The following is a 13,638-nucleotide window of genomic DNA, read 5'->3' as shown; positions in this document are numbered from 1 at the left end:
GGAGAATGCCCGGCGCGCAAGGCGCCGGGCGCTGAGAACTTAGCCGTTCTCTTTTTCCTTGGCCGCTTCGTGCAGGTGGCCATAGTGGTTCCAGTAATCTTTCTCAGCAGCAGCGATCACCTTGAGGGCTTCGTCGCGACCGTAGACGTGGTCCACCTTGATGTTCACATCCTTCCCGGGCACCAGCTTGTAGGTGGAGAAATAGTGCTGCAGACGCTCTACCTTGATCTTGGGCAGGTCAGCGATATCGTGAACGTCGCCCCAGATGTTGTCGCCTTCCAGTACCGCGATAATCTTATCGTCGGCTTCGCCACCGTCGATCATCTGGATGCCACCGATAACACGGGCGTTCAGGATGATGTCGGCACGGGTGATATGGCGCTCGGAGAATACGCAAACGTCCAGCGGATCGCCGTCAGCTTCGTCGGCATCGGGGCACAGAGCTGCTACTTCCTCGGCACAGTGAGTGCGGGGCAGGAAACCGTACAGCGCGGGGGGGCTGGAAGTGGTGCGCTGGGGGCGGTCAACCATCAGGAAGCCGGATGCCTTGTCCAGTTCATACTTGACCACGTCGTCAGCGGTCATTTCGATGTACACCTGGAAGATATCTTCAGGGGCTTCATCAGCCTTGATGTGCAGGCCGTGCCAGGGGTGACGGCGCCAGCGGTTAAAATCGCGATTGCTGTACATAATCGTTTCCTTCAAATGGGTTGCTTCACTAGGACGGCGCGCATTGTACAGGGATTGATCAGCAAAATCCGCTCTACTTGGGTTGAATTTTTGGGTTTGGGGGGCGATTTGGATTTGATGAAGGCTATCCGGCACAGAACTTCCGCACAGCCTTACGAAATCGCTGCAAGGCCATCCATGGCGCGCTCCGGCGTCCGCCATCCATGGCTCCCGACGGTTTCGTAAGGCTGTGCGGAAGCTCTGTACCTCTTATTGCTCGCGACATCAGTTTGATGTCGTGCATAAGGCTGCCAGGAAACATGCGCTGACGCCAATGGTTCGAGTTGTTGCGTGAGCAAGTGCACAGGTCCGGGGGCAGGTAAGGTGTTCCCGGGATGTGCGGAGCCATGGATGGCTGAGCCGCAAGCCTGCCATGGATGGCGCTTTAGGCGGTCCCGGGGATGCCTTACCTGTTCCCGGGCCGCCGGGCAGAGAACCCAGCTAAACCTTAAACGACTTCCGCAACTTCTTGGGCACCATCACATTCTTCAAGCGAACATACTTCGGCATGCCGCGCTTGTAGTCAGGATAAGCCTCACCCTGAATCAGCGGCTCAAGATAGGCCCGGGCCTCGTCCGTGATGTTGAAGCCATCGCGGGTGATGTAGTTGCGCGGCATCATTTTCTCGACATTGGCCACGTCTGCCAACGGTGCCTCGACGATGGACCAGCGATAGCGCTTGCCCTCGCCGCGGACGATCGCAGGCATGACCGCGTTCTTGCCCGCCAGGGCCATCTCAACGGCGGCTTCACCCACCGCGTAGGCCTGGTCGACGTCAGTCTGGGAGGCGATGTGACGTGCGGCGCGCTGCAGGTAGTCGGCGACCGCCCAGTGATACTTGTAGCCCAGCTCGTCCTTGATCATTTGCGCGAGGTTGGGGGCCAGGCCACCCAGCTGGCTGTGGCCGAAGGCGTCCTTGAGGCCCGATTCGGCGAGGAAGGTGCCGTCTTTGTATTGGGCACCCTCGGAGGCCACGATCACGCAGAAGCCGTGCTTCTTCACCGTGCGTTTGACCTTGGCCAGGAATTTCTCACGGTTAAAGGCCACTTCCGGGAACAGAATGATATGAGGTGCATCGCCCTCCTGTTCGGCGGCCAGGCCACCGGCGGCGGCAATCCAGCCCGCGTGGCGGCCCATGACTTCCAGAATAAAGACCTTGGTGGATGTCTCGCACATAGAGGCGACATCCAGGGCAGCTTCGCGGGTGGAGATGGCAATGTACTTGGCAACAGAGCCAAAGCCTGGGCAGTTGTCCGTAAGCGGGAGGTCGTTGTCGATAGTTTTCGGTACGTGAATCGCCTGTATGGGATAGCCCATGGATTCACTCAGCTGCGACACCTTCAGGCAGGTGTCAGCGGAGTCGCCGCCGCCGTTGTAGAAAAAGTAGCCGATGCTGTGCGCTTTGAAGACCTCGATCAGGCGCTCGTACTCGGCGCGATTCTCTTCAATGCTCTTCATTTTGTGGCGGCAGGAGCCGAACGCGCCCGAGGGTGTGGTGAGCAGGCCGCGGATGGCTGCGGAACTTTCCTTGCTCGTGTCGATCAGTTCTTCACGTAGGGCGCCGATAATGCCGTTGCGGCCGGCGTAGACTTTGCCGATATCGGATTTGTGTTTGCGGGCTGTTTCAATGACGCCACAGGCGGAGGCATTGATGACAGCAGTCACCCCGCCCGACTGGGCGTAGAAGGCGTTTTTCTTTGGCATGTGCGGTGTCCCTTTTGGTGGCGCAGCCAGCGCCAGCGGGTTTTGTCGGTGCGCTAATGATACGGCAAATAGTGGCGTTCTGACACGTCCGCCAGGGAATTGGATCAACGCCAGGTATGCGGCGTGATACCATGACGCCCTTAATCAAGGAGAAGCTTTTTTGAAAGGCCACATTCATATCCTGGGAATCTGCGGTACTTTTATGGGTGGTATCGCACTGCTGGCCCGGGAGCTGGGCTTCGAGGTCACTGGCTCGGATGCCAACGTCTATCCACCAATGAGCACGCAGCTGGAAGCAGCGGGTATTACCCTGATGGAGGGTTATCACCCAGAGCATCTGCAGCCTGCGCCCGATTGCGTCGTCGTGGGCAATGCCATGACCCGGGGTAATCCCGCAGTAGAGTACATGCTCGATCAGGGACTGGCCTATACTTCGGGGCCGCAGTGGCTGGCGGAGAACTTGTTGCAGGGCCGATGGGTGCTGGCGGCGTCGGGTACGCACGGAAAAACCAGTACCAGCAGCATGCTGGCGTGGATTCTGGAATATGCGGGCATGGCCCCGGGCTTTCTGATTGGCGGTGTCCCTGCGGATTTCGGGCTCTCGGCACGTCTCGGTGACACCGATTTTTTTGTCGTGGAAGCCGATGAGTACGACACCGCCTTTTTCGACAAGCGCTCCAAGTTTGTTCACTACCGGCCGCGCACCCTGATTATCAATAATCTTGAGTTTGATCACGCCGATATCTTCCCCAATCTGGCGGCGATTCAGCGCCAGTTTCACCATGTGGTGCGCTGCGTCCCCGCCCTGGGGCGGATTGTGCACCCGGCGCACAGTGGCGCGGTGGCCACAACACTGAATATGGGGTGCTGGACGCCGCGGGTGAGCTTTGCCGCGGGTGATGACGGCGACTGGTCTGCGCAGCTGCTGGCCGCCGACGGTTCTGCTTTCCGGGTGAGTAGCCCCCGCGCCGAGGATGTGGAGGTGCGGTGGTCTCACTGTGGCAACCACAACGTAGAAAATGCACTGGCTGCCATGGCCGCAGCTGAACATGTTGGCGTGGTGCCGCCCGTCGCCGCCCAGGCATTGGGTGAGTTTCGCGGCATTAAGCGCAGGCTCGAGCATCTGGGTACGGCCGCCGGTGTTGCGGTGTATGACGATTTCGCACATCACCCCACGGCGATTGCGACGACGCTGGCAGGCATGCGGGCGCGTCATAATGGCGGCCGGTTGTTGGCGTTGATCGAGCCGCGCTCCAATACCATGCGTATGGGTGAGCACCGGGAACGGCTGGCGCCGAGCACGGCTGATGCCGACCGGGTCTACTGGTATCAGGGCGCGAACGTAAATTGGGACATGCAGGACGTGGTCGACGCTTGTGGCCACGCCAGTCTGAGCAGGGATATCGACGAATTGGTACAACAGGTAACAGCACAGAGCGAGCCGGGTGACAGCGTGGTGGTGATGAGCAACGGCGGGTTTGGCGGTATTCACGGCAAACTGCTGGCGGCACTGGAGGCAAAGGCATGAGTCTCGCGCAAACCTATAACCGGGTTGTATTGGGGCGGCCCTGGCTGTGGCTGATGCTGGTGGCTGTGCTGGTGGCGAGCGCCGCGAGCCAGATACCCAAAATCAAGCTCGATGCCTCTGCCGATTCGCTCATGTTGCAGGGTGACCCGTCGTTGGAATTGTTCCGTGAAACGGGAGCACGCTATGCATCCGAGGATTTTTTGCTCATTACCTGGCAGCCGGATGGACCGCTGCTGGCGCCGGCATCGTTGGAGCCATTGCGCGCCATGGCCGACGAGCTACGGCAGTTGCCGGGAGTGTCTTCGGTGGTCACGGTATGGGATGTCCCCCTGCTGGAAAGCCCGCCGGTGGCGTTGTCCGATATTACTTCGCCGGACCCTTTGCCCAGCCTGACGGATCCTGACATTGATATCGACCTGGTGTTGCGGGAGCTGACGACCAGTCCTATTTACGCGGACCTGCTGGCCAGCCGCGACGGTACGCTGACGGCGGTGCAGATCAATCTGCGCCGCGACGATACCTATTTCGAATTGCTGGCGCAGCGTGACGCACTGCGTTTCAAGGAGGCCAAAGAAGGCCTTGGCAGTGCAGAGCAAGCTGAGCTTGCCACCGTGAAGCGGGCGTTTAAGGCACATACCGCCAAGGGCCTGGAGGCCAGCGGCGCACTGGTGCAGTCGGTGCGCGGTATTGCAGCTGACTACGAGCAGTACGCGACGCTGTTTGTGGGCGGCGTGCCGATGATCGCCTCGGACATGGTGAGTTTTGTGCGCAGCGACCTGGTCACGTTTGGCGGAGCCATTCTCGGCATTATGCTGGTGGTGCTGGCGGTGATTTTCCGCAGCCCGCGCTGGGTGGTGATTCCACTGGTCACCTGCTCTTCCACGGTGGTGGTTATGCTCGGCCTGCTGGGTGCCCTCGATTGGCGCATGACGGTGATTTCATCCAATTTTGTCGCGGTGCTGCTGACAATTACCCTGGCGATTTGTATCCACCTGATTGTCCGCTACCGCGAGCTTCACGCACTCGACCCCGAAGGGGATTTGTATGAGCGGGTGGCCAATACGGTGCGGCTGATGGCCGTCCCTTGCTTTTATACCGGTCTGACCACGGTGGTGGCGTTTGTATCGCTGGTGGTGTCCGGGATTCAGCCGGTGATTGATTTCGGCTGGATGATGACCGTGGGTATTGGTGTCGCGCTGTTGCTGGCATTTATTCTGGTGCCTTGCCTGATGCTGGTGTGGCCCTGGGGTAAGTCGCACAGTCATCACGGCAATGACCCGACGCTGACAGCCTTTTTTGCCAAGCTGACGGATCGCCACGGCGCCACGATTATCGCGGTCACGCTGGTCGTTGTGGTGGCAGTTGTGGTCGGTATTCGCAGGCTGGAGGTCGAGAACCGCTTTATCGATTACTTCCACGAGTCCACTGAGATTTATCAGGGGATGGAGCTGCTCGATTCGAAGCTTGGCGGCACCATTCCGCTGGATATTCTGATCAGTGCGCCTGATCCCGGCGCGCTGCCCGGCCTGGAACCTGTTGCCGTTGCCGACCCGGTCCCGGTGGCCGAAGACGACCCGTTCCTCGAGGAAGAGAAATCCTTTGCAGCGCCTGAGTCGGCCGAAGACGGCCTTGACGATGAGTGGGGCGATGAATGGGGTGATGAGTTTGACGGCGGCTTTGACGACTTTGCCAGCCCCGCGGGCGACAGCGACTTCCAGCCCAGTTACTGGTTTAGCCTACAGGGCATGCGCGAGCTCGATGCAGTGCACGCCTACGTAGATTCGCTGCCCGAAACCGGCAAGGTGTTGTCGCTATCCACTGTGTTTGCCGTGGTCAAGAATCTGCTGGGTGATGACATTGGCAGCGTTGAGCTCGCGCTCGTTCAGAAGAGCCTGCCGGATGACATCAAGGGGATGATGGTTGATCCCTACTTCTCCACCGAACACGACCAGGCTCGCTTGACTGTACGTGTCATGGAGACCAGCCCGTCGCTGCGACGCGACCAGTTCCTCAACGATGTCCAGTATCACCTCACCAACGAGATGGGATTTGCCGAGGAGCAGTTGGAGTTCACCGGTATGCTGGTGCTCTATAACAACGTGCTGCAAAGCCTGTTCCGCTCGCAGATTCTGACACTGGGCGCTGTTTTCCTCGCCATTCTGGTGATGTTCCTGGTGTTGTTCCGCTCTCTGTCGCTTGCTTTGCTGGCATTGGCCCCCAATATCCTGGCCGCCGGCCTGGTGCTGGGGGTGATGGGACTAGCGGGTATTCCCCTGGATATTATGACCATTACGATTGCGGCGATTGTGGTGGGGATTGGCGTGGATAACTGCATTCACTATGTGCATCGCTACACCCGGGAATTCCCGCTCGATCGCGATTACCGGGCCACTATGCACCGCTGCCATAGCAGTATTGGGCGGGCCCTGTACTACACCACGCTGACGATCGTGATCGGCTTCAGTACGTTAACGCTGTCGAACTTCACGCCGAGTATTTACTTCGGCGTGCTTACGGTGCTGGCCATGGTGGCGGCAGTGCTGGGTGCGCTGTTACTGCTACCGCAGTTGATTATTCTCTTTAAGCCGCTGGGGCCCGAAGGAGCGCAACAATGAGTGTCGCTGTCAGCATGCCCTTGTTTCCCCTTTCTGCCGTGCTATTTCCCGGCGGCCGCATGCAGCTGCAAATCTTCGAGCAGCGTTATCTGGACCTGGTGCGAGACAGCATGAAGTCCGGTGAGCCCTTTGGCCTTGTCTGGATACGGCAGGGCTCAGAGGTCGCGCAACGAGGGCAGGCCTCGGCGGCGCTGGGTGACTGGGGCTGCAGTGCGCGCATCGTCGATTGGGATCAACTGCCTAATGGCCTGCTCGGCATTACGATCGAGGGCGAGGAGCGCTTTGATCTACATGCGACCCAGGTGCGGGAAAACGACTTGGTTGTCGGCGAAGTCACGTTGCGGCCAGACCCGGGTCCGGCGCCGATGGATGCCCAGTGGCAATCCATGGTGGATGTCTTGCAGAGCCTGGAGGCCCACCCGCATGTGCAGAAACTGGCCCTGTCGCCGGATTTTTGCGACGCATGGTCGGTGGGTTGGACCTTGGCACAACTTCTGCCCCTGGAAGAGCATTTGAAATACCAGATGTTGGGTTACGATCAGGTGGAGCTGCTGATGAGCGAACTCGACCGAACTCTCAATGAGATCAGCGGAGAAGGCTGAGTTTTGAGCACTTTAGGGCAAATAATCCAGAAAAGTGCAGAAATTTTGATTCCAAGGCTTGCACATTTTGTGCGCAAATATATGTTAGTAGACCCGTGGAACCGTTTGACGTATGAAAAGGGTAGGGAGAATCTGACAAAACAGACCCGCTGACAGCTATGACCAGACAGAACAAAAAAACATCATCTGACAATCCGGTCACATACCATGAGTTGCACGCACCCAGCCTTGAGCCGGTGCCTGCCAAGAGCCCGCACCGTAAATACCTGGTGCTCGTGGCGCTGCACATGGTGCACTCGGATGACCCGGATTTACTGTGCGAAGCTGCTGACTGCAGCGAACGCACCCTGCACTATGTAAAAAATCGCCTGCGTGATCAGGACGGTGTGGTGTTCAACCACGACCGCAATGCCAAGCGTTATTTCGTCATCGAAACCGGGGTACTGGATTTGCCCAAGGTTGTCGAAATGATGCGCAAACTGTATCCCAATCGTTTTGCCTACATCCAGGAGCTCGGTGAGAAAACCGGCGCTGCTGATGAGCAACATCTCTGGCAACCCACCGACGGACCGGGATTCAGCGCCGCCGGTTAGTGTACGGTTCCTTCTTTGTAGCCCAGCGCTTCCAGGCTGGGAATCAGGTAAGTTTCACCATTAATTGTCGCCGCCGAGGCAAAGTTGCCTCCTTCGGGTAACGCCTCGGTCTCTACCTGTTCTGCGTTGACATTCATATGCGCAGCCAGCCCGCAGAACGCCAGGGCCTGGAACGGCTGCTTCGAATCTTTGTTGGCGCGGAAGATACCCACCGTGGTGTGTTGTTCGCGAGGGGCAGCATCAAGACCGCAAAAAGCTTCCAAAGACACGACCTCAATATCGTGGCCACGCCACTTCAACGTACCCAGATCTGCAGCATCACCCGCTTCGAATTTGACCTGCTGTACTTCCGCAAGTGTCAGCAGAGGCAGCAGGACCTGACGGCCGTCTGCCAGGGGCAGGGCGGCCAGATCCAGAGTTTCGTTTACGTATTCAGACATTCTCTAATTCCTCAGCTGACCATTGCGGCGTCTTGTTGCAGGTGGCGGTTAATCACCGCCTGCATACCTTCGGCGGTGTTGGCACCCTTGGCCAGGAAGCCGTTGGCGCCTACGCGTTCCGCTTCAGCGCGGTGCTTGTCAGCGTCTCGCGACGACACCATCACACACGGGATGTGGGCCAGGTCGGGGGCGCGACGCAGGTTGGCGATGAAGTCGAAGCCATTCATGTTCGGCATTTCCAGGTCGGTGAAGATAAAGTCCGGGATCTGGGTGGCCTGCGACAGGTAGTCGAGCGCGTCGGCACCGTCTACCGCCGTAACGACGGTGTAACCCAGGCTGGCAAGACGCTTCTCGTAAGTGCGGCGCATCATGACCGAGTCGTCCACACACAGCACCAGGGTGCTGGTTTCCTGTTCGGTGGCAGTGGAATCCGCCATGGCATCGGCGTGTTCAACCTGGAGGATGAATTCGTTCAGGTCCAGAGCAAGTACCGGCTGACCATCGGACTTCACCGCACCGCCCGCGATGCCAGGTACGCCAGTGTACTGCACACCGAGCGTCCGAATCACCATGTCCTCCGCAGTGCTCAGACCGTCGGCGAAGAACGCCACGCGACGGCGATTTTGCTGTGCGTAGAGCACCGGCACGAAGTCGGGCATGTTCTCCAGCGTGGGTGTAGGCAGGGTGCCACGCACCGCGCCCAGGTAGCGTACCTCGTACTGCTCGCCACGGAAGGAAATACGACCGTCGGTCTCGCTGGCCACCTTGTGTACATCTTCGCGGCGGTGGAATTCGGAGCCTTTCAGTGACGTCAGCGGGATCGCAATTTCTTCTTCGCCGACCGTTGCCAGCAGCGCTTCGTTCACCATGATGCTGGCGGGAATGCGCACGTCGAACTGGGTGTAGAAGCCGGGCTTGGATTGAATGTCGATGGTGCCGCCAGCCTGGCTGATGGACTGGTAAACCGCGTCCATGCCCACACCGCGACCGGACACATCGGTGACCTGCTTGGCGGTGGTGAAACCTGAGCGGAAGATCAGGCGCAGTGCCTCTGCATCGGAAATCTTGTCGTTCTTGTTAATCAGGCCCAGGCCGACAGCTTTCTTGATCAGCGCATCCGGGTCGATACCGTTGCCGTCGTCTACCAGGCGGATAAGGAACTCAGAGCCGGAGCGGGAAATGCTCAGCTTGACGTTGCCGTGCTCCACCTTGCCCTGGCCCTGGCGCTCGTCAGGAGTGCCGATACCGTGGTCAATAGCGTTGCGCAGCATGTGTTCCAGGGCCACGCGGATCTGTTCGAAGACGCGGATATCGAGGCCGCCCTTGCCGCAGTCGAATACAAAGTCGATCTGCTTGCCCAGCTGGCGGCTGACCTGGTGTACCAGGCGGCGCAGGCCGGGGCCGAGGCGGGAGAATTCAACCAGACGCAGCTGGCGCAGCTCGGACTGATTAGTCTGCAGCAGGCGGCCAGAGCTCTGGGCTTCACGCAGAGCATCGTCCAGGTGCATGCCCAGTTCGCGGGATTCTTCCTGCAGGTCGTAGGCTGCCTCGCGCAGAATAGCGGCGAGTCCCTGCTTTTCTGTAAGGCGGTCCATCTCCAGCGGGTCGAACTGTTCGCTTTCTGTGAGCTCGGTTTTCGCCTGGATCTCGGTGTCCAGCTGCAGCGACAGCTGGTCTACCAGTGCCAGTACGCGGCGTGACAGATTCTGCACTTCGCTGCGGTCGGCACCCGCGGCGTCCAGCGCCTGGCGGGTCCGCACGTTGCTCATGCTGATCTCCAGACCCATATCCAGCAGCTTGTCGATGCGCGGGGTATCGACGCGTAGTGTGTCGGCACGGCGCTCCTCGCTGTCGCCGCGATCCGCGGCCTGTTCGATAGCCGCTTGCTCCAGCTCTTGTTCGCTGGCATCGCCGCTGGCCAGATTGGGATTCCAATCGGTCTTGTTGACGCGAACAAAGCGCGTCGCATCGTGGAATTCGCTGGCCAGGTTCTCAATAGTGGCGCGGGATTCCTTGGAGTTGATATCGCCTTTGAACTCCAGATCGCCGAGTTGGGTCTCAAAATCGTGGACCATGCTGCCCATGGTGGTCAGGCCAATGGAGTTGGCCGCGCCCTTCACGGTGTGCAGGGTGTTCTTGAGGTCACGCAGGGCGTCGGGTTCACCGGCGGCCAGGGCCGTCAGGGCTGAATCGATGGACTCGGTGTACTCGTCCAGGGTTTCGATAAAGAGGTCGAGCAGTTCGGTGTCGATCTCTTCCTCTTCCACGGATTGTTCGATGGCCTGCTTGCGCAGCACCACCACATTATCGGGCGCTTGCTGGACGGGCGCTGCGGGCGCCACATCCTCTTCTTCGGGTGCCACCAGCTCCAGCAGCTTGCAGAGCAGGGCAAGCGCCGCATTGTGGACGGGGATCAGCGCTTCAGTGTCGTTGATCTGGTCGAGGTAGCCGTACAGGCTGTCGCTGGCTGCCGCTGACAACTCGATGCGGCTCTGACCGTCGGCAGACTCTACCAGCCCGTACACGGCGCCACTGGCGATGTGCTCGAGGCGGGGCAGGCCAAACAGGTAGGCCACGTTGTCGGTGCTCAGGGTTAGGTCGGCCGCGTCGCGCAGTTCGATCAGCGCGGGCACTGCAGCTTCTACCAGCTGTTGCGACTGCTCGATAACCGCACGATTCTCGTTCGCCTCGGCGGCTTCCAGCAGCGTGCCAATGGCCGCCAGCAGTTGCGGAGCCGGCGCGCTTGCCCACTGCTCGGGGGCGTAGGGCAGGGCCACTTCTTCCACGACAACCTCTTCGGCGGGTTGCTCGATTGCGGCCGCCTCGGCGGGTTGTTCCTCGGCAACTGCTGTGCCTGTGGCGGGCAGTTCAACCGTGAACTCGTCGGTAAATGACTTGTCGGAGATAGCCGCGGCAATCGCATGCGGAATCGCAAAGTCTTCTTCCTGCAGCGGAATGCGTTGTGCAATCAGCTCAGAGTAGGTGTTGAGTTTGGCGGCGACGACGCTGACAAATTCAGCGATCTCGGCGGTGCCTTGGATATAACCATCGCGCAGGGAGTTAAAGATAATCTCCATGTCGTGCATGAATTCGCCGTAGGCGTGCAGTTCGATGGTTTTGGCGCTGCCTTTCATGGTGTGGAACACCACGCGCAGGTCACCAATGGCGCCCTTGTCGGTGGGGTCGGCCGTGAAATTGGGTATCGCAGCGTCGAGGCGGTTCACATACTCGCCACATTCCTCAACGAAGCATTCGCGCAGTTCCTGGTCGATCTCACCCTCGGGACCGTCTTTGAGGGGCTCCGGATCGCAGCTGATAGCAGCTTCGGCCCAGTAGGCCATGCCATCGCGCCAGGAGGCTGCACCACCGGCGCTGGCTGCAGCAGCAGGCGCCTCGGTCTCTTCCAGTGCCATGGACAGCAACTCTTCTGCCAGGGCATCCGGATCTTCGCTTTCCACTTCACCGCCGATCAGGTCGACGATGCTGGCATCGTCAATGCCGTCGAGCATCTCGGATTCAACCGCAGGCTTGCTGGTGAATTCGAGCACATTGCCTTCGGGGTTCTGCATGTTCTCGCGAAGCGAGGTATAGGATTCGAGCTCTTTCGACAGTGATTCAGCGCGACGCAGATGTTCGGCGGGGTTGCCTTTGGGGTCAACCAGGCGAGATTCCATGTACTGTTCCAGCGCGGCAATGCTGGAGGCAAAGCACTGCATGGAATCGTCATTGATTAGGCCGCCCATCTCAACCGCGCGCTCCAGGTAGGCCGCACAGCGTGCCAGTACCTCGTTTTCCTGTTCCTTGGCTTCGAGCATGCCGAGTACCGACAATACCTGATCGAGCTCGGAGCGGGCGCTGGCGACAAAGTCGTCGCTGCCAAACTGATCCAGCAGTTTTGTGCCAATGGTGAGCAGGGTGACGCCTGTCGGGAAGCCGTTTTGTTCCCAGAGCTCTACAGCGTCGAGCAAATCGGTTTCGCCGAGCTGGCGAGCAGCCCGGAACAGCGGACGCAGGCCGCCGATGGAGATATCGAGATCTTCCGGTGCGGTATTGGTCAGCACGATGAGGTCGCGGCGGGCGAACTCGCGGTTGATCTTGTCTTTCATGCCGCGCAAGCAGCGTGTGACCTGTTCGGTAATGGCTGCTTCCAGGTCCAGCGTGGCGGCGTCGCCCTCTGCTGACAGGCCGTGCTTGAGCTTGTATTCGATAATGTCGCGAACATTGCTCAGGGCGCCACCGAAATCAATCAGGTTGGCGGGATCGGCGGGCTGGTCCTGTTCGGCGTAGCTGCGCAGGACTTTAAATTGTTCATTGATAATGGAGGCCTGCTCGGGCAGACCGACCACGTGCAACTGCAGGCCCACCTGCTGCAGGCTGGGCAGTGTTTTTGCCGTCAGCGTGGTGTTGGCGTTGCAGATGTTCTTGTTCTCGCCGGCGAGGAAGCCCATGACTTCCACCAGCTGCTGCTGGGTCTGTTGCAGCGCGTCCAGGAGGTCGTCTTCCTGGATCATGTGATCTTCAGTGGCCGCGGTGTAGCGATCCACGTCTTCAATTCTGAAGGCTATTAACAGGGCCTTGTGCTCTTTCGCGGGGCGCTTTTGCTTGCCGATGTAATACAACATCTTCTTGATGTTGGCGGCAGCGCCGGCGCGATCGAGGGCTTCATAGCCCTTCTCTTCCAGCAGGCGCAGAGTGTCGAAACAGTGCTGGAAAAGCTGTACGGTAACTTCGTCTGTTTGTGCTGTTCCCTTACCCAGGGCTTCAACATAGGCGGTGAAGCAGCTGAAATAGGGTTCCAGGGCTGTGCCGGCCAGTGCATGACAGGCCAGTCCGCCGGTAGTGCGCAACTGCGCCAGCGCTTCCTTGCTGCTCTTGGTTGCCGCTTCGGTGTGTTGGTGCATGGATTTCATGGCCTGCTTGGCCATGGCTTTGATTTCTTCTTCGAGGGCTACCGGTACATCGCGGTTAATACCCGCGCTGTCCGGCAGCGGAGGATTGAAGAACAGCGATTCAGGGAGGCTGGGACGGTGATCCAGAGCGCGCAGGTCATTCACTACCGAGGCGATACTGCCCGGAGTCACCTCGCGCTTGGCGCGAACACTCGCCAGATAAGCGGGCAGTGCCTCGATGGCAGCGACCAGCTCGGTCATGGCCAGCTTGCGCTTATCACCTGCGATGTTGCCTTCACGCAGTTCACCGAGAACCCGTTCAATTTCCTCCGCGAGGAGGGCGGCGGGGTCCAGGGCGCACAGGCGCAGTGCGCCCGCGGCCATGTGGATGTTGCGCTCTGCTTCCAGCAGGTGCTCTGTGGTGTCGGGCTCGCGTTGGAAGCGATGCAGGCAGGTACGCGCCGCTTCCATTTCGTCCCGCAGGTTTTTCTCAACCCACCCCAGTGCGACAAAGTCTACAAATTGAGTCATAGCTGTT

General features: G+C 59.4%; 8 protein-coding genes. 4 read left to right on the top strand and 4 right to left on the bottom strand.

Going from position 1 to position 13,638, the window contains the following annotated elements; all coding sequences use genetic code 11:
- Positions 1-39 precede the first annotated feature (39 nt).
- On the bottom strand, positions 40-690 hold the full coding sequence (locus A3709_RS13755; RefSeq protein WP_066055580.1) for an inorganic pyrophosphatase: 651 nt from the start codon (positions 688-690) through the stop codon (positions 40-42).
- A 480-nt stretch (positions 691-1,170) separates the two neighbouring features.
- Complete coding sequence (locus A3709_RS13750) at positions 1,171-2,433, bottom strand: 6-phosphofructokinase (protein WP_066055577.1); 1,263 nt, start codon at positions 2,431-2,433, stop codon at positions 1,171-1,173.
- Positions 2,434-2,635: 202 nt separating this feature from the next.
- Between A3709_RS13750 and mpl the strand changes: the two genes are divergently transcribed.
- From mpl to A3709_RS13730, 4 genes are all read left to right on the top strand, one after another.
- Entirely contained in the window at positions 2,636-3,961 is a 1,326-nt protein-coding gene (mpl, locus tag A3709_RS13745) for a UDP-N-acetylmuramate:L-alanyl-gamma-D-glutamyl-meso-diaminopimelate ligase (RefSeq protein ID WP_066056208.1), read from the top strand.
- Complete coding sequence (locus A3709_RS13740; protein ID WP_066055574.1) at positions 3,958-6,576, top strand: RND family transporter; 2,619 nt, start codon at positions 3,958-3,960, stop codon at positions 6,574-6,576. Before mpl ends, A3709_RS13740 begins: the two co-directional genes overlap by 4 nt.
- Positions 6,573-7,178, top strand: a complete 606-nt coding sequence (locus tag A3709_RS13735; protein WP_066055571.1) for an LON peptidase substrate-binding domain-containing protein — start codon at positions 6,573-6,575, stop codon at positions 7,176-7,178. Before A3709_RS13740 ends, A3709_RS13735 begins: the two co-directional genes overlap by 4 nt.
- Before the next feature lie 158 nt (positions 7,179-7,336).
- Positions 7,337-7,771, top strand: a complete 435-nt coding sequence (locus tag A3709_RS13730) for a hypothetical protein (protein WP_066055568.1) — start codon at positions 7,337-7,339, stop codon at positions 7,769-7,771.
- On the opposite strand, the gene A3709_RS13725 is transcribed toward A3709_RS13730, so the two are convergent.
- Together A3709_RS13725 and A3709_RS13720 are read right to left on the bottom strand one after the other, a co-directional pair.
- On the bottom strand, positions 7,768-8,211 hold the full coding sequence (locus tag A3709_RS13725) for a chemotaxis protein CheW (RefSeq protein ID WP_066055565.1): 444 nt from the start codon (positions 8,209-8,211) through the stop codon (positions 7,768-7,770). The two genes, A3709_RS13730 and A3709_RS13725, sit on opposite strands and share 4 nt — an antisense overlap.
- Before the next feature lie 11 nt (positions 8,212-8,222).
- Positions 8,223-13,631: an Hpt domain-containing protein gene (locus tag A3709_RS13720; RefSeq protein WP_066055560.1), complete on the bottom strand. Its 5,409-nt coding sequence runs from the start codon at positions 13,629-13,631 to the stop codon at positions 8,223-8,225.
- Positions 13,632-13,638 lie beyond the last annotated feature (7 nt).

The sequence above is a fragment of the Halioglobus sp. HI00S01 genome (genome assembly GCF_001635445.1).
Taxonomy (GTDB): Bacteria; Pseudomonadota; Gammaproteobacteria; order Pseudomonadales; family Halieaceae; genus Halioglobus; species Halioglobus japonicus.
The sequence above is the reverse complement of the archived record's forward strand: the minus strand, read 5'-3'. Positions and strand labels throughout refer to the sequence as shown.

What these genes read in the sequence shown, in the direction of transcription:
- A3709_RS13730 (WP_066055568.1), top strand. Translation starts at nt 7,337, where the DNA reads ATGACCAGACAGAACAAAAAAACATCATCTGACAATCCGGTCACATAC.
- A3709_RS13720 (WP_066055560.1), bottom strand. Translation starts at nt 13,631, where the DNA reads ATGACTCAATTTGTAGACTTTGTCGCACTGGGGTGGGTTGAGAAAAAC.
- A3709_RS13725 (WP_066055565.1), bottom strand. Translation starts at nt 8,211, where the DNA reads ATGTCTGAATACGTAAACGAAACTCTGGATCTGGCCGCCCTGCCCCTG.
- A3709_RS13735 (WP_066055571.1), top strand. Translation starts at nt 6,573, where the DNA reads ATGAGTGTCGCTGTCAGCATGCCCTTGTTTCCCCTTTCTGCCGTGCTA.
- A3709_RS13755 (WP_066055580.1), bottom strand. Translation starts at nt 690, where the DNA reads ATGTACAGCAATCGCGATTTTAACCGCTGGCGCCGTCACCCCTGGCAC.
- A3709_RS13740 (WP_066055574.1), top strand. Translation starts at nt 3,958, where the DNA reads ATGAGTCTCGCGCAAACCTATAACCGGGTTGTATTGGGGCGGCCCTGG.
- mpl (WP_066056208.1), top strand. Translation starts at nt 2,636, where the DNA reads ATGGGTGGTATCGCACTGCTGGCCCGGGAGCTGGGCTTCGAGGTCACT.
- A3709_RS13750 (WP_066055577.1), bottom strand. Translation starts at nt 2,433, where the DNA reads ATGCCAAAGAAAAACGCCTTCTACGCCCAGTCGGGCGGGGTGACTGCT.